Annotated in this window: 18 protein-coding genes; 2 read left to right on the top strand and 16 right to left on the bottom strand. The window is 54.8% G+C overall.

What is annotated here, in order from left to right; all coding sequences use genetic code 11:
* Nucleotides 1-6: 6 nt before the first annotated feature.
* From Poly21_RS17410 to rfbC, 3 genes are all read right to left on the bottom strand, one after another.
* Entirely contained in the window at nucleotides 7-1596 is a 1590-nt protein-coding gene (locus Poly21_RS17410; RefSeq protein WP_146408158.1) for an LTA synthase family protein, read from the bottom strand.
* A 241-nt stretch (nucleotides 1597-1837) separates the two neighbouring features.
* Nucleotides 1838-2899 (bottom strand): TIGR00180 family glycosyltransferase, encoded by a 1062-nt coding sequence (locus Poly21_RS17405; RefSeq protein ID WP_146408157.1) that lies wholly within the window; start codon nucleotides 2897-2899, stop codon nucleotides 1838-1840.
* A 416-nt stretch (nucleotides 2900-3315) separates the two neighbouring features.
* The gene (gene rfbC, locus Poly21_RS17400) at nucleotides 3316-3849 is read right to left on the bottom strand and encodes a dTDP-4-dehydrorhamnose 3,5-epimerase (RefSeq protein ID WP_146408790.1); all 534 of its coding nucleotides are present in this window, start codon (nucleotides 3847-3849) and stop codon (nucleotides 3316-3318) included.
* A gap of 482 nt (nucleotides 3850-4331) precedes the next feature.
* Between rfbC and Poly21_RS17395 the strand changes: the two genes are divergently transcribed.
* The gene (locus tag Poly21_RS17395) at nucleotides 4332-5450 is read left to right on the top strand and encodes a DegT/DnrJ/EryC1/StrS family aminotransferase (protein ID WP_146408156.1); all 1119 of its coding nucleotides are present in this window, start codon (nucleotides 4332-4334) and stop codon (nucleotides 5448-5450) included.
* 393 nt (nucleotides 5451-5843) lie between these two features.
* Here the strand turns inward: Poly21_RS17395 and Poly21_RS17390 are convergent, their stop codons facing one another.
* The 7 genes from Poly21_RS17390 to rfbF form a co-directional block, all read right to left on the bottom strand.
* Nucleotides 5844-6572 (bottom strand): cephalosporin hydroxylase family protein, encoded by a 729-nt coding sequence (locus Poly21_RS17390; RefSeq protein WP_146408155.1) that lies wholly within the window; start codon nucleotides 6570-6572, stop codon nucleotides 5844-5846.
* A 54-nt stretch (nucleotides 6573-6626) separates the two neighbouring features.
* On the bottom strand, nucleotides 6627-7346 hold the full coding sequence (locus Poly21_RS17385) for an acetyltransferase (protein ID WP_302119375.1): 720 nt from the start codon (nucleotides 7344-7346) through the stop codon (nucleotides 6627-6629).
* A gap of 582 nt (nucleotides 7347-7928) precedes the next feature.
* Nucleotides 7929-8885 carry a glycosyltransferase family 2 protein gene (locus tag Poly21_RS17380; RefSeq protein ID WP_146408153.1) on the bottom strand — a complete coding sequence of 319 codons (957 nt, stop codon included), beginning with the start codon at nucleotides 8883-8885 and terminating at the stop codon, nucleotides 7929-7931.
* 12 nt (nucleotides 8886-8897) lie between these two features.
* Entirely contained in the window at nucleotides 8898-9977 is a 1080-nt protein-coding gene (locus Poly21_RS17375) for a TIGR00180 family glycosyltransferase (RefSeq protein ID WP_146408152.1), read from the bottom strand.
* Between the two features lie 22 nt (nucleotides 9978-9999).
* Nucleotides 10000-11286: a class I SAM-dependent methyltransferase gene (locus tag Poly21_RS17370; RefSeq protein WP_146408151.1), complete on the bottom strand. Its 1287-nt coding sequence runs from the start codon at nucleotides 11284-11286 to the stop codon at nucleotides 10000-10002.
* A complete protein-coding gene (locus Poly21_RS17365) occupies nucleotides 11184-12266 on the bottom strand; it encodes a GDP-mannose 4,6-dehydratase (RefSeq protein WP_146408150.1) in 1083 nt (360 codons plus the stop codon). The genes Poly21_RS17370 and Poly21_RS17365 overlap by 103 nt, the downstream gene beginning before the upstream one ends.
* Nucleotides 12267-12382: 116 nt before the next feature.
* Nucleotides 12383-13204, bottom strand: a complete 822-nt coding sequence (gene rfbF / locus Poly21_RS17360) for a glucose-1-phosphate cytidylyltransferase (RefSeq protein ID WP_146408149.1) — start codon at nucleotides 13202-13204, stop codon at nucleotides 12383-12385.
* Between the two features lie 168 nt (nucleotides 13205-13372).
* Between rfbF and Poly21_RS27640 the strand changes: the two genes are divergently transcribed.
* Entirely contained in the window at nucleotides 13373-13507 is a 135-nt protein-coding gene (locus Poly21_RS27640; RefSeq protein WP_302119372.1) for a hypothetical protein, read from the top strand.
* 107 nt (nucleotides 13508-13614) lie between these two features.
* Here the strand turns inward: Poly21_RS27640 and Poly21_RS17355 are convergent, their stop codons facing one another.
* The 6 genes from Poly21_RS17355 to Poly21_RS17330 all read right to left on the bottom strand — a co-directional run bounded on the left by Poly21_RS17355 (nucleotide 13615) and on the right by Poly21_RS17330 (nucleotide 22792).
* Nucleotides 13615-16659, bottom strand: a complete 3045-nt coding sequence (locus tag Poly21_RS17355; RefSeq protein ID WP_436967502.1) for a zinc-dependent metalloprotease — start codon at nucleotides 16657-16659, stop codon at nucleotides 13615-13617.
* A gap of 492 nt (nucleotides 16660-17151) precedes the next feature.
* The gene (locus tag Poly21_RS17350) at nucleotides 17152-17412 is read right to left on the bottom strand and encodes a membrane or secreted protein (protein WP_302119370.1); all 261 of its coding nucleotides are present in this window, start codon (nucleotides 17410-17412) and stop codon (nucleotides 17152-17154) included.
* Nucleotides 17413-17567: 155 nt separating this feature from the next.
* The gene (locus Poly21_RS17345) at nucleotides 17568-18644 is read right to left on the bottom strand and encodes a hypothetical protein (RefSeq protein ID WP_146408148.1); all 1077 of its coding nucleotides are present in this window, start codon (nucleotides 18642-18644) and stop codon (nucleotides 17568-17570) included.
* 319 nt (nucleotides 18645-18963) lie between these two features.
* Entirely contained in the window at nucleotides 18964-20337 is a 1374-nt protein-coding gene (locus Poly21_RS17340; RefSeq protein WP_146408147.1) for a beta-ketoacyl-[acyl-carrier-protein] synthase family protein, read from the bottom strand.
* Between the two features lie 87 nt (nucleotides 20338-20424).
* Nucleotides 20425-21612, bottom strand: coding sequence for a cysteine desulfurase family protein (locus Poly21_RS17335; RefSeq protein WP_146408787.1), 1188 nt, complete (start codon nucleotides 21610-21612; stop codon nucleotides 20425-20427).
* A 226-nt stretch (nucleotides 21613-21838) separates the two neighbouring features.
* Complete coding sequence (locus tag Poly21_RS17330) at nucleotides 21839-22792, bottom strand: TIGR03009 domain-containing protein (protein ID WP_302119366.1); 954 nt, start codon at nucleotides 22790-22792, stop codon at nucleotides 21839-21841.
* Nucleotides 22793-22938 lie beyond the last annotated feature (146 nt).

The following is a 22938-nucleotide window of genomic DNA, read 5'->3' as shown; positions in this document are numbered from 1 at the left end:
CATCCTTCACAGCTTCGTTGTCGATTGACCATAAAATGGCTTGTTCGCGATTCTGCGTTTCAACTCTTTGGATGCGGCGATTTGAGTACGAGCCAGGAGGTTGCGGAAATAGCATGCCATGTCCAGCTGTGAAAGCTCCCCGGACAACGCCAGTCCTGATTCTCGTGAGTCTTGCCGAGTCGACAAGTCGCGTCCCTTCTGAAGAATCAGCCACGGAACACGATCTGGATGGCGTTCGTCTTCGCAATACCCATGCACATTAGATTCATGGTCACCGTATAGCACGACGGTAGTATCCATCGGCAGTTGTTCAATATAGTTCTCGAGGACGCGATCAACATATCGCATGCTATTCAAATACCGCTGTTGGACATTCGTCGGCTGCTCAAAGAGTTCGCGATCCGACTCGAGTAGCCGATCAAACGGGCCATGCGATGTAATCGTGATGACAAAGTGAAGTGTTGGCGCAGTCGAGGCTTCCATTAGATCAGCGGAGAACTCCAGCAAATCCCGATCCCAGTGACCTGATACTTTGAGTGGCTCCAGCTCCTCGGTGAAATAGATATCCGAGAAGCCCATCTGCTCATAAGCGTCGCGTCGGTGAAAAAACTCACCCGTATTACCGTGGAACGCGACGGCTTGGTAGCCTTGTTGCTGAGCCAGCCAAGGCAGCGCCTGCTCGTAGGGAAATCCTTGAATTTGGAACGGGTTAACTTTTCCATTCGGCGCTGCCGCAGTCAACATTGAGAAGTCCGCTTCGGACGAACCCGTAAAATGATAGGGCTTAACGCAGTAGAGCATCGCTTGCCCCTGAATACCACGTAGAAAAGGCATGACAGCCTCGCCGTCTACTTCACTCTCGATCACGTCAAAATCCAAGCTCTCAACTTGAATGATTGCAACATTATTTGTCAGCAGCAAGGTACGCTCCGTTTCTGAGAGAATATTGCTAGCCCCCCTCGCCTTGGTGAGTGCAACTTCCAGCAGAACGCCATTGTCAAGGCTGATTGCTTCGGCCGCCCAAGCCACGACGTAGCCGTAGACGTATTCCGGAGTTCCCAGACTGATTCGTCGAAGCGGTTTGTGAAAACCTGCTAATCCAATCGCAACCGCTAAATAGACACCGCCTGCAATCGCCACAACTCGGCGGCGCTCGTGACGCGACATCGTTCCGCTGGGTACCGCGTTCGCGATCGCAACTTTGACCGCAAGAGCGATAGCGCTTATTGCGACAATTCTCCAATCGACCAGCGACATACCGTGGTCACTAACCGCAAGACCTTCCCGCCATTGACTCGATAGTACTGGCCAGGATAGCGGTGAGCCAAAATAGTTCGCATACACGACCAGTAAATTGGTCATGACCAGCCCAACGACGAACGTCGCACGCAGGCTCCACCTGCCGAACAAACAAACTAATGCGGTGCAACCGGCAAGATTCAGCACGAAACGCCGACTAGCGTCCTTGATTGCATCGTGCATCGGAATCGACGCATCCGAAAGCGTGGTCCACTGTTGCAGAACCAACAGCTCGATCGCCCAGAACAATATCAGCCCAGCAAGAAGGCGGCGATAAGTTCGGGACGATGATAACATGTGAAAGCCGTCTAAAGATGCGTGCGACTGAGCATTTTTCTTAACCAACTATCATGGGAACGCACTAAGTTGCAATGGCTTTCCGATGTGCTGTGACGCACTAACAACTTGACATTCTCACGCGGCAGTGCAGCTGAATTAGCGACGGAGTGGCCCGTGGACGTGAAACTCACCTCTATTAGATTTCATCGGCTATTTTCGTTAAGATCTTGAGAATAGTCTTGGCGCATACCAACGAACGCTACTCCGCAACGCCCCTCGGATGCTGCGTAAGCAGTCTTTTCGCCACGTCGTATTCCTGTCCATTTGGAAAAACATGCGGATTTTGCACCACGGCGTCGATCCTATGAGCGGCCGCGTCTGAATGATTAAATAGGTTTCGCCACCACTTGATCGCTTTGGGTCGCGAACGTTGCAGCTCTCGTTTCAATTTTTCTTTCCATGGCCCCTGACTTCTCTTCCTACTTCCCATACCTGATAGGAAACGGGCGTGCTGCTCAATCAGTCGTTCGATGTGGTCGATAGGCTGGCCTGACGATTCCAACAGATGGTTTTGTAGTCCAATTTCGTAACGACGGGCAAGTGCATTAGTACTCTGCTTGTCAGCGACGCGTGGAACGACCCGACTCTCGTTGTTCCCATGGGTTTCCTGGAGATATTGTACTCCCGGGAGGACTTTGACTTTCCCGGAGATCACGCTTAAGGCGAGTAGAAATGCTTCGGTAAAGACGCGCCCCTGCTGGTAATCGGTGTACTCGACCACTTCGGCAAACGAATTGGTCAATTGCGGAGTGCGATAGACGCCGTAGAACGTTGAAAATGTGCGAGTCGCGATCTGGCGAAACCGCTCGGCGGCGTCGGAATCCTGGATATCGTAGGCATCGAGCAGATGACAGTCGAAGATTGAATCATGTGCTGTGCGTGAGTTGCTAGCGTGGATCACACGGCCCTGAGCCACGGAGTAATCGTCATTCTGGATGAGGAACTCGACGCATTGCTGCACCACGGCGGGAAACTGAAAATCATCATCGGCACAAAAGGAAACATAAGGCGTCTCCACTTCGCTGAGCCCTTGATAACATTTCAAGTCAAACGGCAGACCATGATGTCGATACAGCACGTTCAAGGTATTAGCTGCATCCTCGCAGATCCGTCGATTCTGAGCCGCATGCTCCGAATCGCTCGAATCAACGATCACGATCGGAAATGCCAGTTCGATCTGGCTAAAGAATCGAATCATCCGGCGCAAGAAAGGGGGACGATTATGCGTCGGCGTCAGCAGGGTCAAGGTGCCTGGCGTCATGCGGGCAGCTTCCAATGGGAGCAGGAACAGGAGCCCGACGCGACCGCAGAATTACCGCACCACACGATTCGTGTTCGCAGTGTACGTTGGTCCCATATTTTTCGTCGTAGCTCAGCGTTAGTCAAGGAGTCAATCGAGTTCCGTCACCGCGGCATGCATCGCTGGCCTTTGGGCCTGTCTCCCTCACGCTCTCGATGATGGATGCACCCGTTGTCAGCCCCGATTTGGTTTTCGCCCAACCCAGCCGGTCGGCGGCCGCTTCAATGGTCGCGAAAGAGTCTTCACACGTGCTGTGTCGCAAGCTTGTTCACTACACATTGCTTTCAGGGATTATCCTCACTCACAGTGCACCCACGTGAAGCTTCTCGACCTGCTTATAGCGGTTGTAGCCAGCAATTTGAGCTAGTGTCGTTTTTCTATTCAACCGCGAGCTTTTCCAGCTCGGCATCTTTTTCGGATATCGCCGCAACCGGCAGCGGCCATGCGATCCCAACGCTGGGGTCACTGTGATGAAAGCCTCTCGCCGAGTCACTGTGAAAGAACTCACTCATCTGATACAGCACTTCCGTATTCGGGCTCAGAGTCTGAAATCCATGGGCGAAACCCTTGGGAATGTAGATCGCTAACTGGTTCTCTTCGTTCAATTCAAAAGCGGCATAAGATCCGAATGTGGGCGACCCTGGGCGAATATCGACAATCGCATCAAAGATACTGCCGCGTACACAGCGCACCAATTTACTCTCTTCGTAGGGAGCCTGTTGATAATGCATGCCGCGGAGTGTTCCCGCGACTCGATTGAATGAGACGCTGCACTGGACGAAATGACTGTCTAAGCCAAACTCCTCAAACTCGTGCTGGCACCAAGTTCTCGCAAAAAAACCTCGCTCGTCTTCATGCCGCTCAAGCTCGATCAAGCACGCGCCTGGCAGTTCCGTCGCAATTTGTCGCATAAGCCTCACGCATCCTTTTTCGTGTGAAAGTCGATCATTTCTGACTGGTAACAACCGATCGCAGGATATCGTGAACGACGCTACCTGGCAACGGATTTCGCGACGTGGCCCATGCGATGGAGGTTGGTGACTACGAAGGAAAATGCAGTCTTGGCGCATGGAGTCTGCTGAACGTGAACAGGTTACGATCTTGAAAGAATCACACGACGAAAACCGAAGCACTGACGAAGGCGGTCGAGTAGTGCGGCTCGTCGTAAATCACCGAGATGCATCTCATATCAGAGGCGAATTCCGCAACACGCAGAGTCCATTGAATTTGGGCATGGATGCCGATGCCCACGCATCAGATCCACTCGCCGGCGCGACGAGAAAACTTCAGGTAACATTGCTTCACTGGTGCGGATTTGCTATCGATGCATGCTGAGCAACTGCTGCGACTTCGGGAGCTCCAATAACAGCATTCGCAAGTTGAGACGATCTGCATGAATCGCATTCATTACACCAAACCCTCGATCACTTCACTCGAAATTGAGTACGCTACCGACGCGACCACACACGGATGGGGAACGCGGTGCTACGAGTACATCGAGAAGTTTGAGCATCAGTTTTGCAAGCATCTCGATGTCAAACACGCAATCGCGACCTCGAGCTGTACCGGCGCGATTCACTTAGGACTGGCCGCTCTCGGCATTGGTCCAGGTGACGAAGTCATCTTGGCTGACAGCAACTGGATTGCAACGGTGGCACCCGTCACTCATCTCGGCGCAACACCTGTTTTTGTTGATATTCTTCCAACGACGTGGTGCATTGACCCATCCCGGGTCGAGGAGGCAATCACGCCAAAGACCAAGGCGATTATTGCTGTCCACCTTTACGGCAATCTATGTGAAATGGAAGCCCTACTGGATATTGGACATCGATACGATCTGCCGGTGATCGAGGACTCTGCTGAGGCGATCGGTTCGGTGTACCACGGACGTCGTGCAGGTTCCATGGGGAGATTCGGCACATTTTCCTTTCACGGGACAAAGACAATAACAACAGGCGAAGGTGGTATCTTCGTCACCAATGATGATGCTCTCTACGAGCGCGTTCTAACACTGAGCAACCACGGTCGTTCTAGATCACAGACAAAAATGTTTTGGCCAGACGTGGTTGGCTATAAATACAAAATGTCCAATGTCCAAGCTGCAATCGGATGTGCCCAGATCGAGCGAGTCGAAGATCTAATTCATCGTAAACGGGAGATTTTGGCATTCTATCGACAGCGTCTTGGTGGCCGAACTGGTGTGCATCTCAATTTTGAGCCAAACGACGTCGTGATCGGAGCGTGGATGCCGACGGTCGTGTTTGAAAAAGGATGTGGGATCGACAAAGACTGTCTCGAAGCGGCATTCTCCAATGCAGACATTGACGCCCGTCCGTTCTTTCATCCATTGTCGAGCTTGCCAATGTTCCAGTCTTGCCCAGAGAATGCACACGCATGGGATATTCCGAATCGGGCTATGAACTTACCGAGCTACCATGACATGACCGAAGAGGAACTGGACCGCGTGTGTCAAGTGCTGGAGCAAGTTCAGATCGAACCGAGTCACGCTTGAGGTCTCTCGATGCAACCGAGGAGCTCCCACTTCGTGGCGACTGAAGCTGCATGATGCTTGACAGTGGCTGATCGCCGAACCCACGGTGAGCGTCTACCCTATCTAAACGAGCGATCCCAACCCTCATTGCACACCCGGTAAGCTCACGTGTCTCAGGGCGGCCGAGACGCCTCGAACGCGTAACTCTCTTGTTGCCGGTGGTAAACCCGCAGGCATATCAAGTCTGCTGGCGACATTGTTCTCCGCCAGGATTACTGCCACGGCAAATCGCGACTGCTGAGGATGCAGACTCAGGCTTGTCTGGGCGTTCGCCTTCCCGAACGCTAGTGTAAATTGACAGGTCCGTGACAACAATTCGTTGCCTGAGCAAATTCCCAGCAATCGATCTTTACACTAGTCTTTAATGCATCGCAACCAACCACCGGGGGCGACGCTTAGCAGGAGTTTGTTGTTAATCTCGGAATCCAATTCAAACCGATCGGATTCAGCGAGGAACTCTTCAACGGCGGTCATGGGGTTATTTCCGACACCCCAAGGCCTGTCAGGAAACGCATCTTCATCCATATGTTCGACGACTGTATCAAAAACCAGCAGCCAGCTTCCCTTCGGTACCAGTGGTGCATAATAGCGTAGTTCACTTAGGACATGTTCGTGAGTGTGATTTGAATCAAGGATCACCATGACCGGAGCCTTGCCTTGGGCGAATTGCTTGACTTGTTCGACAACGGATGGATCAATAGACGACCCCTCGATCATTTCAATGCGATGAGCGAGAGGATGTGACTCGATCGCCTCGCGATTATGGGGGCGGATGTCGATGTCGATCCCCAACACCTTTCCCTCATTACCAATTAACTGCAGCAACGACGCCGACAGAACCAACGAACCACCGTGGGCGATTCCTGTTTCAACAATCAGCTCGGGCTTCGTGTCCCAGATAATCTCTTGAATCGCCACGATATCTTCAGGAAACTGAATGATCGGACGTCCGAGCCATTGAAAGTTATATGAGTATCGATGCTGGCAAGCCTTATCAAACACTTTGCGTTTTAGCGTTGTAAGCTCAGCATCGCTGGCCATTGCGTCGATATTGGCACGGTCTTTGGGATCGTAATTATTCATGCTTACAGTGATTTTGTTATGGAATAATATGTGAATTGACGATTACGGTGGATCCTAGGTTTTATCCCGTTTGGTCGCTACCGTGTTTATTACCTTGGCGGGATTACCGCAGACTACCACGCCGCTGGGTACATTCTTAGTCACAACCGAACCAGCGCCGACGATTGAATCCTGCCCGACATGAAGTCGCGGCAGAATGACAGCACCGGCACCTATAAAGGCACAGTCATCAATTTTTACGCAACCAGCGATTGTACCGTGAGGGCCGACATGCACGCCATTTCCAAGCTCGCATTCATGGTCGACACTTGCCCCCGTATTGATAATGCAAGCGTTTCCCATCTGAACGTCTGCACAAACTGCAGCCATCGCGAGAATCTGGCATCCAAATCCTAACCGGCTGTTGCTGGCAGAAAACGCTCGTGGATGAATTGCCGGTGGAAAGCAAACACCTCGCTGTTGCAGTAAATCCAAAATCTCCAATCGGGCTCGACCATGCGGACCCCCAATCGCGATAAACCCAGCCAGTTGCTTTCGGCTTGGGTTCTGTTCTGACCATCGCCCAAATCCTTCAATCCCGCGATGAACTGGGATATTTGGCACCGGCGATGGGCTGATGTCGTCGTTGTCAAAAAATGATTCTACGCGAAAGCCTATCTGTCCCAAGAATTCGTGCAGGACTTTTGCATGTCCGCGAGCGCCCCAAATAATTGCTGGACAAAGACTGTCACCAACGGCATTGGCAGCGTACTGGTCTGAATGCTGAATTGTCACGCGGCTTCCTGGATCGAGGCAGCATGAATCCGCGGCAGATTTTGTCCAATTGGTGGCACGACACAAACCGCGCGAGGCCACTCAGTGAACAGCTCGGTGTCAACACACCAGGACCTCTTAGCTAGACTAGGCTGGCAAAACTTAATCATATTACAAAGATCTCTTAGTCAACTTGGCGCGCCTGGATACCACGTGCGATCTGGTACGGAATAGAGATAGCATGTCAGTCACGAAATCCTTTAGTCAAATTTCCGCACAACGGTGTTACTGTAGGTCGCATGTCTACGACTGATTTCGAAATCAATCTACTAAAACGAAGCATCGGTCATCTTAGTATCGCTGGGTTGCCATTCGCCATCTAAGCAGGTACGCACAAGTAATTCGGTGAAACCACGTAGCAGCGTCTCTCCGAGACGCTGAGAGTTGCGAGTCTCGGAGAGACTCGCCTACGTGAGTTATACCGAAACATTTCCCCCGACCTGCTTAACCTCAATCAGCCTCTGTTGTCAGTCACACAATAACATAGACAAATGAAAAAGTGCTCAAAGTCATTTTCGGACGATCAAATCGCCGTCGTTTATTTTACGCGACTCTTCGCGCTGCCGACGGCATCGGCTCGCCCCCGTAGTAGCGGATGGTTGGATGACGCAATCGCATTTCACTGGCGATCTGATGGCACACTGATTGGAGTTGATCGAGAGAAGGTGAGCCGATTAGCAAGCGACACGTGGTCGCAGAGCCCCACAACTGATACTTCCAAACGTACCTCAGACAGCGACCGAACAGTCGCCGGCGAAGTCTCGAGATGAGATAGGGCAACGGCCTGAGCTCCATGGCGTTCTGCAGAATTGCCAATCCACAGAGCAGTCGGTCATGGTGAAGCTGTGCGGAGTTTCCTGAGAGATGTTCCACCGCGCAGCCGGTATTGGCAAAGTGCGTGTAGCAATCTAACCGGAGGTAATCCGTGAGGACCAACGACAGCATCTCAGGTATCGCATGATCTTGGACGGCAATGGGAGGAAAACGCCCGTGCAGGTCGAGCAGGGCCTGGCGTGGAAAGACTAGGGAACTGCCCCCTGTCTTGGCTTCCAAGGCGAGCTTCCAGGCCGGTTTGAATCGAACTGGCAAACCAAGCTCTTCGATAGCCGCCCCCGCCCCATCTTGCTGATCGCATTGATGGATGCCGCCGCGTAAAAAGCGATCCGAACGTAGCAGATTCGAATCCTGCAAAACCTCTAACAAATTGTTAGCGAGTATATCATCACCATCGAGCGTGACGATGTACGAGCCCCGGGCAGCTTCCACTCCTGAGAGCGTTGAGATAAGTGCTCCTGAGTTGCGTTGATTCTCGACTACGGAAATACCGGGCTTAAACTGAGATAAAATGCTCAGCGAGTGATCCGTTGACATGTCATCGACCACAACAACCTCGAATCGTTCGCGGGCGATCGTCTGCTCAACCGCCGAACGCAGGCAGGCCTCAATCAAGCCTGCCTTGTTGAAGTTGGTAATTACAATTGAGAATAACGGTTCTGACATGATTGAATGCGATTACGCGACAGCCTTCAGCGATGATGCGGGCGACTCTGCGGCCAGTTGCTCGGCACTCATGCCGTCGGGAAACCGTGCGGTGAGATCGATTGCTGATCGCCACGCTTCGGTTTGGAAATAACGGTGGTTTTCCCGTAGTCGCCGTTTCGTCCACACCTTGGTGGGATGATTGGAAATACCATCCCGAATCTTCGCAATGCTTTGCTGAAGCTTACGCCTGTATTTGGCGATTCCGGTCGGCCGATAGTCGCGTCGCATTGCCGCGCCAGTGCGCCAGTGGGCATAGCAGCTTCGGACGGTGTGGGCTGCATGCTCAATCGGCACGCCATCGATTGCAGCGAGTTCCCGTGCCAATGCGTTCTCAAATCGGTCATAGAGTTCATTTGCACGATCGCCATTGGCGATCAGAGGGAGCTGTGAACTTTCGTTCTGACCATGGAGTTCAAACAGATAGTGGGTTTCGGGCAGAACCGCGGTCTTACCGTAGATCGCTCCGAGATGGCATAACATCAGCTCCAAGAAGATACGCGCGTCTTCATACTCACTCGCACCTCCGGCCACCTGCCATGCGCGCCTCAATGGCTCTATACGATAGACAGAGTAGAAGTTCGAAAACCAATTACCTGCAAGCCGTTGAAAGCGGCGTGTCGCCGAACTCTCCTTGATTTGGTCACAACGTATTTGGGAGCAACGATTATTGCGGTGCGCTTCGACTTGAACCCAAATGCCTGAGGCACAGCTATAGTCCTGATTGAGCTGTAGGTAATCAACGCAGCTTCGTACCGATTCGGGCATCAAAAAATCATCATCTGCACAGAATACAGCGAATGGGGTCGATACACTCGCCACAGCATCGCCACACTTCTGGGCAAACCCGCAATCACGATGTTGATATTGAATGTTCAGTCGCGAACTATATGAGTGGATCAACGTCGTATTGATCGCTGCATCGGCTGGATCGCTGGAATCAACGATGAGCATATCGGCGTCGAACCTTCTTTCCTCAAGAAAGTGCAACAGCCGTCGCAAGAAGCGAGACCGATTGTGAGTCGGCACAATGAGCGTCAAGTCATCTGTCATAATCGTTACTCAGGCGAGGCCATCAGGCAACATGGACTTCTGGAATGGGGATGATGAATTTTCCGCCACGTTCACGATAGAGCTGCTGTTGCTTCATGATTTCTTCTGAAAAGTTCCATGTCAGCAATAGGCAGTAGTCAGGTTGGTCGACCACCAATCGCTCGGGAGCGTGGATTGCCAGATGCGTGCCTGGCGTGTAGCGGCCCTGCTTGACGGTGCTCCGATCGACCACGTAGTCGATCAAATCGCGACCGATGCCGAAGTAGTTCAGGAGTGTGCTGCCCTTTGCTGAAGCACCGTACACCACGATGCGTTTGCCCTCATTCTTGAGCGTTGACAGACACTCGACCAACGATTTCCGGAGGGTTTCAACACGTCGAGCGAATTGCACGTGGTGGGACTCATCAAATACCCAGCCGGCCTCTTCCGCCAGCAGGTCATTGACAGCAGTTTCGACCTTGGCTGTGCCAGCGTGTGCGGCGAAGATACGCAGCGAGCCGCCATGGATCGCGAGTTGCTCAACATTCACAATCTCCAAACCGTGTTTGGCGAAGAGTTGTGTGAGTGCGGTCAGCGAGAAATAGCAGAGATGCTCATGGTAGATGGTGTCGAATTCAGCGTGATCAATGAGAGCCCCCAGGTAGGGAGCTTCGACAATAACGCGTCCATGTTCTTTGAGCAGGGTTGCGAACCCAGCGACGACACCATTGAGATCCGCCACGTGCGCGAGCACATTATTGGCGTGAATCACATCTGCCTGTTTACCTTCACCGGCCAGGCGGGTGGCAATTTCGCTTCCAAAAAACTCCGATATCGTGTCGACGCCGCGATCCCGAATAGCGACCTCTGCAATGTTCTTGGCAGGTTCAATTCCGAGCACTGGAATGCCAGCTTGATGGTACCACTGCAAGAGGTATCCGTCGTTACTAGCCACCTCAATTGCCAGGCTGTTCTGGTCCAGCTCGCGTTCCTCGATCAACCGCATAGCGACGGTTTTAGCGTGAGCGACCATCGTGTCCGAGAACGACGAAAAATAGGCATAGTCACTGAATAGACTCTCCGGAGGCACCGTCTCGGTAATTTGAACCAACGAGCAATCCTCGCAGCGAACCAGATCAAGGGGCCACTTTTTCTCTGGTTTCGACAGGTCTGCCTCCGCGAGCAAGGCGTTGGCGAGTGGTGTACTTCCGAGTGAAAGAACGGGTTTCAGGCGACCTTGCCCACAACTGCGGCAGCAGGTTGCGGTGGTGCTTTCGGTGTCGCTGCTATTGGCGTCGCTGTGCTCTGGTTGAAAAAGTTGGAGTACCATTGGATCGTTCTCTGTAAACCTTGTTCAAAAGTAAATAGCGGTCGCCAGTTCAGCACGTCGCGTGCTTTGGCAGCGTCGAGATATTGATGCTTGATCTCATGGGAGGCCTGCCCCAACACAACGGGTTGCAAATCACTATCGAGTCCGTCGAGCACCTTCTGCACGACATCAAGTACGGATACTTGGATCTCAGTCGAGAGATTGAATGCTTCACCTGCGAGCTCGGGATGCATGGCCATCTGCTCGGCCAAATGCATGTATGCGGCCGCGCCATCCTCGACATAGAAATAGTCCCGTACGAACGAACCATCTGAACGAATGACTGGGGCTTCACCCCGCAGGGCACTCCGAATCGTGCCAGGGATGATTCGATTCCAATTCAAGTCACCACCGCCGTAGAAGTTGCCACATCGGGTGATGCAGACCGAACTGCCATAGGTATTCGCGTAAGTTTGAGCGATCAGATCGCCACAAGACTTGCTGACGTCGTAGGGATGCATCCCCGCCAATGGCGTTTCTTCGGTGTAAGGTAGAACCTTGGCGTCCCCGTAGGCTTTATCCGACGAGGCCATCACGATCTGCTTCACTAACGGCGATCGCCGACAGGCTTCGAGCAGTTTCCACGTGCCACCAATGTTAGCTTCGAAGGTGGAGACCGGGTTACGATTCGCGATACCAACGATCGTTTGTGCCGCCAAATGCATGACGGTTTCGATTTCGTGCTCACCCAAAACTCGCTCGAGGCACTGTTGATCGCAGATATCTCCGCGAACGACTGTCACTTGATCAAGCGATCCGTTTTGAACGATCTCCGCTTGTGGCGTCCAGTCGCGGATCAAGCAGACGACATCGGCCTGCGCCGCGAGCAGGCGTTTGATCAGCCATCCACCCACCAACCCCGTGCCCCCGGTGACGAGCACACGACGATCCTGCCAGAAATTGGAATCAAACGAATTAGTGTCTTCGAGTTTGCAGTCCATTGCGGAGAGTTCGTTAGTGGAGGAGTGTCGCGGACACTGGTTTCGAGAGCCCCAGTGGCAACGAGAGGAATGGTGGGAAGATGATGCGAAACAATCGAAAATATCGCCGATACCTGTTAGGCGGCCGATCGACGAACCGGCATCACTCGCAAACGCGAGTGATGTTCTTCGGCTGCATTGATCCAGGGAGCTTCACCGGAGTCCCATAGTCGTTGTAGATAATGCTTGTCGCGTAGGGTGTCCATGCATTGCCAAAAGCCGTCGTGTCGGAACGCAGCGAGTTGTCCGGCAGCGGCAACCTGTTCGAGACCATTCGCCTCGAGGCTGCATTGGTCGCTTTTCAAGTAGTCGAAAATTTCAGGCTCAAACACCAGAAATCCGCCATTGATCCAGCCCTCGCCGGCAACGGGTTTCTCGGTGAAATGCTCCACGATATCGCCATTCATGATCAGGCCGCCGAAGCGGGCAGGAGGCCGTACAGCGGTCACTGTCGCGAGTCGGCCTTGCTGGCGATGAAATGCTAGCAATTCATTGATATTCACATCACTCACCCCGTCGCCGTAGGTCAGCATGAAGGTCTCGCGGCGAAGCTTGTCCTGCAAACGCAGCAACCGCCCCCCCGTCATGGTATGCAACCCGGTATCCACCAAATTCACAGACCACGACTCCACATCAGCTTCTGATCGCTGCATCATGTCGCGACCGAAGTCAATCTTCAAATCACCACTGAGGTTGTACTGATCGAGAAAGTACTTCTTGATAAAGTCGCCCATGTAGCCACATGCGACGATAAAGTCATCATGCCCATAGCGGGCAAAGCTTTTCATGATATGCCAGAGGATCGGCCGACCGCCGATTTCAACCATGGGTTTAGGGCGCGCTGTCGTCTCTTCTTGGAGTCGAGTCCCAAGTCCGCCTGCAAGGAGTACAACTTGCATGGAATCCATCCCTGTCGAAAGTGGCAAAACCAACGGCTTCGGTGCAGTTGGTGGAGGGAAACTAGCGAAATCCACGATGGGGGGCAAGACGAATATTTGCACCCGCCGGAGCGGGCGTTTACAGAAGTGATTGGGCATGTCCCCTCCACTTATGAGCAAGAACAACGAATGACTCGCTACGCTGGGGTCCGCGATTCACGCACGGAAGTGCTCAACCAAATGTCAATCGTCGCAGGACGCAGTAACAAAAAAGCACCGCTGTTTAACCAGCGGTGCGTGCGATCGGTCGGTACGAGTTTGTGAATCGATTCCACCTCCGGCGGTGGATAATACCACCGACAGAGGCACGTTCAGAATCGGGCCGAAATGCCTGAGCACTCTCGGCCAAGCCTGATCGGGGAAAATCTGGATCAGTTACCCGTTTCAGCTTCTCGCCCCATGAGGAGCATCAACATTCCTGCTCCCTGCTGTTTGCCACCATAAGTGTAACCAGCTTCAAGAGCCCGAGTAATCCGCTCCTTGCTCTCGGTCAGGTGGGCGAGCGTGTAGGCGTCCATCTTGCCTTCACATTTCTTCATCGTCGATTCCATCGACGCCGCCAGAGCACGCAGTTCCATGCGGGCAAGATTCGTGATCGGGCTGTAGGCCGCTGTGCTGGGGGCGTCCTCCAGGATGAGGTCAACCAGCCGCTGCAGGTGCTCGCGTTGCAAGTTGCGCCGCAATGACGTGATCATTGGGTTACGGTCATTGCGACCTTCTGGGCAGGGTTGTTCGAGCTCCGTCCACACCGATGAAGTGATACTGCTGAGTAATTCCGGCAACGTCAACGCGTCGGTTTCCGATCGCAAACGCATCTCGTTATCATAGACTCGGCGTAGCGTCGTGGGATTCATCAATAGCGTCAGAGCCGATGCCTGCATGTCGAGCACGCGATCATGGATCGGCCAGGTGGCTTCCGCAGACATTCCGGAGCTGCGTCCTCCATCGATCCATTTATCCACGCCAAGACGTTCGAGGATCTCGGGAGTGAGACCGTACGCCTCGTCGCGGAAGGTCGTTTCGATCACGAACTTGAGCGCGTCACGCTGATCCTTGGCGGGAACCACTTCCACGGGAACTCGGTTGCCCGGGTCACCCTTTTTGTCACGATTGACGAACGCGCCACCGACCCAATTGGCCATCATGCTGACCGCACGCATCTGCAGTCCGAGCGTTAGTTCGTAGCCTCGACGAGCTTTGGCCCAACTATCGCCATCTTTGACGAACTTATCGAGCAATCGACCGCGATACAATTTGACGAGCTTCATCTGCTCATCGGCATGAGCCAGTGGATCTTTGGCAAAGTCATAACGGCGAGCGTAGGGGTCAGGGCCGCTGGTGTCCTCGTCCGTTGCGTACTGCAGTTCGGGCTCGGAGCAGCGTTTGAGAATCTTCTCTAGGTCCGACTCCTTCATCGTGTAGCCATACTCGATCGCCCAATAGTCGTAAGGACCAATGTCGATCATGGTGTAGTCGCCTTGGACATCTCCCACATCGTATCGGTAGTTGATAGGGTTGTAATCCATTACCGAAGAGGCAAACGGCAAATTGCCTTTGACCTCTTGGCTATTGATTTCCTCCAACGTTCGCAAGGCAGAGGCTTTGAAGTTGTGCCGCAGGCCGAGCGTATGGCCCACTTCGTGAGCAACAAGATCGGCCAGCAACGGACCGACGAACCATTCTGGCATACCGTCGAGCATTTCATCTTCGTCTTTCTTGACGGTCTCTTCGACAGATTTCTTATCGAGTGATTTCTCGCCGTCCTTATCCTCATCGGACTCAGTGTCATCTTTGTCATCGGACTTGGCGGAGTCGGTAGCATCGTCGCCATCGTCAGCCTTTGCGTTCTTGGCGGCTTCTTCCTCTTCCTGCTTCTTCTGCTCCTCTTCCTTCTTCTTTTCTTGTTCCGCTTCGGTATCGGCATGCAGTGACAACGCCCAGTCCATGCGGGCGAGCGCGAGATCCATGCTACGACCGGTTGCGGCCATGCACATCCCATTTTTCTGGCTGACGTGACCGATCAGGCCATCGTACTCCTGATCGCCAAGCATCGCTGGATCGGCCTGTGCCATTTTGTAACCTGCCATCGGACCAGCGGCTTGACGGGCATACTTCGCCCGCAGCGAGTGCACGTCTTCAGGAGCCCCCATGCGGACCCGTGGATCCCAGCTGGGCCGCGTTCCGAGCCACGCCAGCGTTTCAGCGCTGACGCCCTCCATCGCCAAGTTGGGCATCAGATCGGCATAATTGAAATTAAAGTGCCGAATCCAACCATCGGTAAGAATGATGTCCGCATCAAGAATCTGCCCAGTCTCGGGATGCACCCGACTAGGGCCGATGGCGGTGCCAACGTCGTTGTTGAGCCAACGAACGAAGTTGTAGCGGACGTCTTCGGGGTCCTTTTCCATGTGAATCTTGCTGACCGCATCCTGGTACTCCACCACGATCGCGTCCACGATTCCCACCTTCTCGAACGCTTTATTCCAATAGTCAATCCCCGCCTTGATCCAGCGACGATATCGGACCGGTGTGGTGTATTCGACGTAGAACCGAATCGGTTCCTTGGGGGGGCTGAGCTTGAGTTTCGGATCGCGTTTTTCCAGGTTCCAACGGTTGATATATCGCACCCGAGTCTCTTCATCCTCATAGACGCTCAGGTCCGAAAACGAGGTCGTGAAGAAGCCAACTCGCTCGTCAGCCTTACGCGACTTGAATCCTGACGAGCTGTTGGGCACTTCGCTGAACGAGTAATGCAGCGTCTGCAACAAACCACCATTGCCGACGACCTCGAAAGCGAGTTCGACGTTTTCAGGAAAAACCTTGCAGGATTCGATCGAGTAAAGTCGCGAGTTCGAAACCCGGACCGCTCCGCCAAAAAATTTGGTAGCATTGCCGATCAACAAACTGTCCATGTCAATCACGGGCCCCCCGCTAGGCCCAGTGGCGAGAATCGGCACGTCTAACAGGACGGTGTCCGTGAACAGCCGCTTCACCGACGCCTTGGATTCTGCATCGCCGGTAGCACGAATATTGAGATTGGGCACAATCAGCGCGATGCGGTCGTCGTACTGTCGCCACTGCACCACCCAGTCGCCCGACTGTAGCCCGGCGTAGCGGTCGCCACTGCTAAGCGTGAGGGCGACGAAATAGCTCTTCCCCTTGAAATTTTTGGGTAATTCCCCAATGACGGCAGAGTCTTTATCGCGTTTCCAAATCGTGAACAGCCCCTTATCGGACTGTTGATCGGACACTTCGACCTTCTCGAACCCCTCAGAAACCTTCGAAAATGCGGGCAAATCAGCGGCAGCTACCGTCGAAGAGAAAACGAGCGGCACCCCCATGACAGGCACTGCCGTCATCAGGGCCAAGGTGGGAGCGGTGAACAGACGAGTAAATCGCCGGCGAATTCGGGTCATACCAATATTTCCAATCGGTCCGAGGTGGGAGCCAGAAACGGCAGAGGAAGGAGCGACAATACGCTAGTCTACGTCACGACCTGGTAATTTGGGTCGCAATGTGGTGCCGATTTGACTTGTTTTAGCCGATATTACCGCTCCAATGCAAACAGATTAACAGCTCTCGAGCGACTGTAAATTCGTTCACACTCCCGGAATCGCGTCGATTCCAGAGCGCCGCTATAACGCACGAACGATGTTCGCCGACACGACCGGTGCAGCTGGCACGACCGTTTCAGCGAACGCTGAGGCCGTCGGCGTCCCTACGCTACACGCGGGACGGCGGCTGAAGCACGGGGGGTGCGAAGCCCAGCCCACTTCCCTACCGCCAATCGATCCCCCAGCCATCACTTCGGGGGCGTCAGTTCGCGCAGGCAGTTGCCTGGCGAGCAGATTTCAGCGGCGGGTTCTCAAGATATCGATTAATCTCAACCGATGACAAACCAGCAGTTGTTATCGCCCTAGCCACGGCATCGAATCCGCGACGATGCGGTCGCGGACCGGCTCAGGTAGAGACTTTTGATAGCTTAATGGACGGGCGCTGTCGTCATCGGGCCCGATATCTGCTAGCGGGAACGGGTCGTGGACGATTGCGTCGGCTCGCTGCTGGTTAAGGGATCCCGCTGGCGGCAGACAGGATCCACTACGGCATCCGGTGAGGACCAGCGAGAACAGGAGGCACGAAACGATCCCCAGGGAAAACGTGGTGCGCATGGGATCTTCTATCCGTGAAGTTGGGGAGGTGGGAGACAGTTCATCATTTCGGAAATACCGCGGGCGCACCGTCACAGCAAATGCTGTGTCTGTCGTGTTGAACTCAAAAGTGGTTCGGATCAGCGCGGCATTTCGGGTTGAATCGCACGCTTTACTTAGAACGATAGATATCTCAGCCAGTTGCGACATCGCTGGCCGGGCACGTAGGCGACCGGTTGCCCCCACAGACCTTGCCCAACCTGTACGGGTAGTGTTTCTTGGCCGAACGTGACCAGACTACCCACGGGCGCGGCAGCTGGAGGGCTGACGACGGTTGCCGACGGTGGCACAGTCATCGGTGGTGGTATGGTAACCGTTGAAGACACCGTCGAAGGCGGGGACACCGTCACAGGCGGGGAAACCGTCATGGGCGGCATCGCAGCGGGAGCAGCGATTTGGGCAGGCGGCGGAGTGTAGGGGCTGGCGTAGTTGGTCGGTGCCACACTGCCACACGTCCCACCGTACGGACTCATGGCCGTGTAGGAACTTGGGGGTGTGATCAAGCGACAGTCCGCCATCGTGGCATAGCCGCCGTTGGACAGTTGCGGGGGCGGCACGGGCGCGTAGTCCGCGATCGGTGGAGCCGCATAGGACGGCTCGCCGGATGTAAAATCACGTGTTGGATTGGGCAGCGACCGGGGTGGCAGACTCGAAGCGGGAGGCGGAGTGCTCTCGCTGAAACTGAGGCTTGGGGGTGACAGTGGCGAGGAATCGCTCGGCGGCGGTGACAGCGTCTGCGGTGATGCCGGGACCGTACCAGGAGGCAGAGCGATTCCCTGCGAAGAAAGTTGAGGCGGGGTGTCCAATGGCGGCGGCGCAAATTGCGTCGGCACTTGATTCAACTGCGGTGAAGCGGCAGCGCCCTGGGGAGGCGCACTGAACCCGCCGGACTGCATCGATACCTGACGGACAGGCGCAGGCGTCGCTGGCCGCCGCTGAAAATCAACGTCATCCGCTCCTGCGCGGTATCCAGTGGCAGTGTACCGCCCCCGCTCGGAGTATCGATCGACCGCGCTGGGGCTGCCAATTTCTTGAAATGGCAGGCCTGTCGTTTGAGCCAATACCGATTGCGATTCCAATGGACTCGATGTGACGCCATTGACAACGTAGAAAAACGTCGTGAACAACAGGACTTGAAACAGTCCGATTGAATTTGATTTGGTTTTTGCTCTGGGGTTCTTTTTCCGTCGCATGGTTTGCTCCTGCTTAGCAGTTCCATCCTCTGCCGCTCACCACATTGATGAGTTCCGTGTGCTGCAACCTTTTCGCGACACGGCATAAAGTCAAGGCAGATTTTCGCTCGCCAGTCCTGTCGGTGGGACTCGGCGAACATGAAACTTTCTCGTGAAACCGCGGGTACAACGAGGATCGCAACCCGGCGGCTCTTCCGTCTTTAGCGTTATCAAGAAACGCCGGTGGGGTGCAAGTCGAGAAAGCAGGCCTCCTCGGCAACGCACTCTCACAGAGACATTAACGACAGGGCTGGAACGGATACTGGCGAGGTCCGTCAACTCAGCGACGGATCCATACGGCGGCAGCTTGGCCTTGAGGCGTGACGTTCACGCTAATGAAACTATCGCCGGCAGCAACGCTGGCGTCGGTGACGGCGCGGATTGGACAATCGGCGGCAAGTGAATCGAGGTTACGAATCGCGAACAAATTGCTGCCCAGGCACATCAAGCTACCGATAATTTCCACCATGCCACCCCCTGCGCCGAGATTGCCAAAGTGGCCCTTGGCCGTCGTGACAGGCGGCTGAGACTCGACGTCGCCGAATACGTCCACAATCGCCGCGGCCTCGTCCCGATCGAAATCGATATCGGCCAATCCATGTGCATGCACGTGGCCGACTGGGGTGTCACCGTGACCAGCCGCCTGGGCGGACCGGATAGCGGCACGCAGGGCATTGGCAATGGCGATCTGGATGGGGCGTGGGCCAGCGAACTCACCCGCCGCACTGGTACCGTAACCAATCACTTCGCCGAAGATGGCTGCTCCGCGGGCCTCAGCATGCTCGCGTGATTCGAACAGCATCGACGCCGCTCCTTCACCGAGCACACTGCCATCGCGTGCTGCATCAAACGGGCGTGACATCTCCGTCGGGTCATCGCGGTCAGCCGCCAATGTTTCCTGGGTCGACGCATGCATCGTTCGCAGCGGATGGACACGTGAACCGGTCGCGCCGACGACCAGAGCATCGGCATGACCACGGAGGATCGTGGAAGTCGCCTCAGCGATTGCCGCACAACTCGATGCCTCCCGCAACGTCAATGAGTTATTGGGACCACGCAGATCGTTGTAAATCGCGATGTGGGAGGCGGGCATATTGGGCAGGTACTTCAGCAGCCACAGCGGATTGACCTCGGGCAGGCCCTGTTGGCCCCACTTGGAGAACTGAAATTTCCCGTCTTCGATACAGGCGGCAATGCCCTCGGCGTATTCCTCGGGCAGCGACATGATGTAATCGCTGCCAAAGAGCACGCCGGTACGATCACGGTCAAATTGGTCGGGACTGAAACCGGCATGATGCAGTGCCAGTTGCGCCGAGGCAACGCCCATTTCGATCTCCCGGCACATGACTTTGCTGCCTTTCTTGATCGTTCGTTGCATCGATTTTTCGAGCGGCCCATAATCCTGGATATCGCCGGTGAACTGACGAGCCTCCGCTCCATGGCTGACACAATACGCGCCGGTGGGGATCTGCGTGAACTCAGCGATCCCTGAACGACCGCTGCGAAGCCCGTCGAGCAGCGCATCGGGAGTGTTGCCGAGTGGACTGATGACCCCCAATCCAGTAATGACGACGCTGGTAGCCGGTTTTCTCGCTGGGGTGGCGGCGGCAGCAGGGGCGACGGCAGGGGCGTTTGGGGAGGTGGTTGCGGGCATGGACGATCGACGCGGACGAAAGAGGCTGAAGTCACAACGCTGGGAAGATAGCAAATCCCGCCGTCCGAAGGAACGTCGCTAATCGTCTCAAGACAACTGAAATCGCTTCCAGGCGGCAATAAGTTCGTCCCCAGCGGTCTCTATTTCCTGGATGGTGGTGAATCGTCCCATGCCAAACCGTACGCTGCGGCGGGCCTGAGATTCGCTGAGCCCCATCGCTCGCAGCACATGGCTGGCCGATGGGTTCACGCTGCTACAAGCCGATCCGCTGCTAAAAGCGACGCCGGGCGTGGCAGCCATCCACGTTTCCCCTTCAATTTCACGCAGATGCAAATTCAGATTTCCAGGCACGCGCCAAACCCCCTCCGAAAGCGGCGGACCGTTTAACCTCAACCCCTCGATCGAGCCATTCAGGATCTGCCAGAAGTGGTCCCGCAGACCAGCGATGCGAGTCGATTCTTCACTCTGAGGCTCTGCAGCAGCAGCCGCCAGCCGGATCGCGGTTTCCATGGCGATTATCGCAGCGGGGTTCATCGTCCCGCTGCGAAGTCCTTGTTGTTGCCCACCACCCACGATCTGCGGTCGCACTCGAACGCGCCGTTCGCCGCCCCCGGCGACGAGAAAGCCGATTCCCTTGGGACCGTAAAACTTATGCGCCGAGGCGCTGACTAAATCGATGCCAAGCTCCGAGACATTTATCGGAATCCTCCCGATGGCCTGGGTGATGTCACAATGCACCAAGGCGTCATGGGCATGCGCGATCCGGGCTACCTCTGCGATGGGTTGGATGACTCCCGTTTCGTTATTGACTAGCATCACGTTGACCAACGCGGTGTCCGGCGTGATCGCGTTGGCGAGCACATCCAAATCAATGGTTCCCGCCAGCGGATTGTCACCGTCGCCCTGTGGATGTACGCCGACGTGAGTCACGTCCACTCCAGATCGCTGTAAATCGGCGGCGACATCGAGGACGGCAGGATGCTCTGTACTGCAGACAACCATGTGGTTGCGACGGTTGCGTGGATGAGTCAACACGCCTCGCATCGCCAGATTGATACTCTCGGTCGCGCCGGATGTGACCAACAAGGAACTCGCGGGCGCATGGATCGTGGCGGCGATTGAATCAATCGCCTGCGCCATCGCTTCACCGGCCTGGCGGCCTGCGGCGTGCGAATCACTATGTGGATTCGCAAAACGCTCGGTCAGCCACGGCAGCATGGCCTCGACTACCCGGGGATCGCAGGGTGTCGTGGCGTGGTAATCCAAATAAATCATGTCGTGGGGCCGCAGAGTGCGGGGCAAATTGTGAAGTCGAGTCTCTCCGAAACTCGGAACAATGACTTTGTGGCCCACTCATTCTACCGCACAGCGAAACCATAAACCCTTGATATCGAAGGCGGCTACCATCGCCAGAAAGTGGCGATCCCAAGCTTGCGAACACATCGAAGAGGTGCTGCTTTGCTGCGGCGATGATAGCAACCAGAGCGATGCATACGCCGACTTATCGCAGCGTATGGGCGGACTCGCCAGGGGTGGCCATTTGGGGAGGCTCTTGCGGTTGGTAAGAGTTATGGAAAACCTTCCAATCTCCAGGTGGCTTCTCATCAATAAACTTCTTCATGAAACGATCGAACAAACCTTGCGAGATCGAGTTTCGCTGCACATTGATGAATTCGTAGTGATCCCACCGGGGTGCCGTTTTGATGTTGAAGTTGGGTGCGTACATCAACAATGCTTCGGGCATGTAGGTCTTCTCATTCAAGGCGATTTGCACGAGCTTGTATTGCGACCGGTCTTCCTGGCGTTTGGGATAGGCCTCGATCAGAATCATGCCCTCCTTGGGGGCTTGGACCTGCCGGACCCAATACCGCTCGACAATTTGCTTGGCGTCGAGATTGAAGACGAATGGCAATGGGCTCTCAAAGATTTTCTGGCCTTGCATTTCAGGCGGCAACTGCTGCACGCGGCACTCTTTCTTGCTGTGGTCGAACTCAAGCAATTCTTGACCATTGCAAACCCAGTGCTCACCAAATTGACCTGGTTTCTCACTGTACTGCGGTTTTTCATCTTTCATGCCATCGAAAGACAACTTTTGATCCACTTTGAACAGGCCGCGGTCGGGTGCCGCGTACTTGATCTCACCTTGGCATTTCGTGGCGTGCACCCCTGCCGGTGCCGCGAAGAGGTCGTAGTGCCAACGCTGGAACCGGCATTCGAGCGTTTTCGTGCCCTTGCTCTGTGTTTCCCAAGCGCGTAGCAACGCATTGAGTTGAGCTTGCGCCTTCGCGTCGAGGGGCTCAAAGGGGGCCGCATACGCTTCTGGGATCGCCTGGGCAGTGCCAGCAGCCGCCTGCGTGGGATTACTCGCTTGAGGTTGCCGGCCTTGAATCTGGGCTGAGACAGGGTTAACCGTGAAGGCCGAAAACAGGAATCCGGCCACAATGACGCAATTCATCCGCGAACGCGATTGACGTCCTCGCTCAGCAACTACGCGTGAAGGGGAGGCCATCGGGAACCACGCAAGGCCAGTGGGGGGGCAACAGAGATTCATTCGCATCATCCTTGACGCATCGAGTCGGGGTGGGCAGGACGGAAACGTCC

The organism is Allorhodopirellula heiligendammensis, assembly GCF_007860105.1.
GTDB lineage: Bacteria > Planctomycetota > Planctomycetia > Pirellulales > Pirellulaceae > Rhodopirellula > Rhodopirellula heiligendammensis.
The sequence above is the reverse complement of the archived record's forward strand: the minus strand, read 5'-3'. Positions and strand labels throughout refer to the sequence as shown.

Coding starts and splice junctions, on each gene's coding strand:
- Poly21_RS17410 (WP_146408158.1), bottom strand. CDS start 1,596: ATGTTATCATCGTCCCGAACTTATCGCCGCCTTCTTGCTGGGCTGATA.
- Poly21_RS17405 (WP_146408157.1), bottom strand. CDS start 2,899: ATGACGCCAGGCACCTTGACCCTGCTGACGCCGACGCATAATCGTCCC.
- rfbC (WP_146408790.1), bottom strand. CDS start 3,849: ATGCGACAAATTGCGACGGAACTGCCAGGCGCGTGCTTGATCGAGCTT.
- Poly21_RS17395 (WP_146408156.1), top strand. CDS start 4,332: ATGAATCGCATTCATTACACCAAACCCTCGATCACTTCACTCGAAATT.
- Poly21_RS17390 (WP_146408155.1), bottom strand. CDS start 6,572: ATGAATAATTACGATCCCAAAGACCGTGCCAATATCGACGCAATGGCC.
- Poly21_RS17380 (WP_146408153.1), bottom strand. CDS start 8,885: ATGTCAGAACCGTTATTCTCAATTGTAATTACCAACTTCAACAAGGCA.
- Poly21_RS17375 (WP_146408152.1), bottom strand. CDS start 9,977: ATGACAGATGACTTGACGCTCATTGTGCCGACTCACAATCGGTCTCGC.
- Poly21_RS17370 (WP_146408151.1), bottom strand. CDS start 11,286: ATGGTACTCCAACTTTTTCAACCAGAGCACAGCGACGCCAATAGCAGC.
- Poly21_RS17365 (WP_146408150.1), bottom strand. CDS start 12,266: ATGGACTGCAAACTCGAAGACACTAATTCGTTTGATTCCAATTTCTGG.
- rfbF (WP_146408149.1), bottom strand. CDS start 13,204: ATGCAAGTTGTACTCCTTGCAGGCGGACTTGGGACTCGACTCCAAGAA.
- Poly21_RS27640 (WP_302119372.1), top strand. CDS start 13,373: ATGACTCGCTACGCTGGGGTCCGCGATTCACGCACGGAAGTGCTCAAC.
- Poly21_RS17355 (WP_436967502.1), bottom strand. CDS start 16,659: ATGACCCGAATTCGCCGGCGATTTACTCGTCTGTTCACCGCTCCCACC.
- Poly21_RS17350 (WP_302119370.1), bottom strand. CDS start 17,412: ATGCGCACCACGTTTTCCCTGGGGATCGTTTCGTGCCTCCTGTTCTCG.
- Poly21_RS17345 (WP_146408148.1), bottom strand. CDS start 18,644: ATGCGACGGAAAAAGAACCCCAGAGCAAAAACCAAATCAAATTCAATC.
- Poly21_RS17340 (WP_146408147.1), bottom strand. CDS start 20,337: ATGCCCGCAACCACCTCCCCAAACGCCCCTGCCGTCGCCCCTGCTGCC.
- Poly21_RS17335 (WP_146408787.1), bottom strand. CDS start 21,612: ATGATTTATTTGGATTACCACGCCACGACACCCTGCGATCCCCGGGTA.
- Poly21_RS17330 (WP_302119366.1), bottom strand. CDS start 22,792: ATGAATTGCGTCATTGTGGCCGGATTCCTGTTTTCGGCCTTCACGGTT.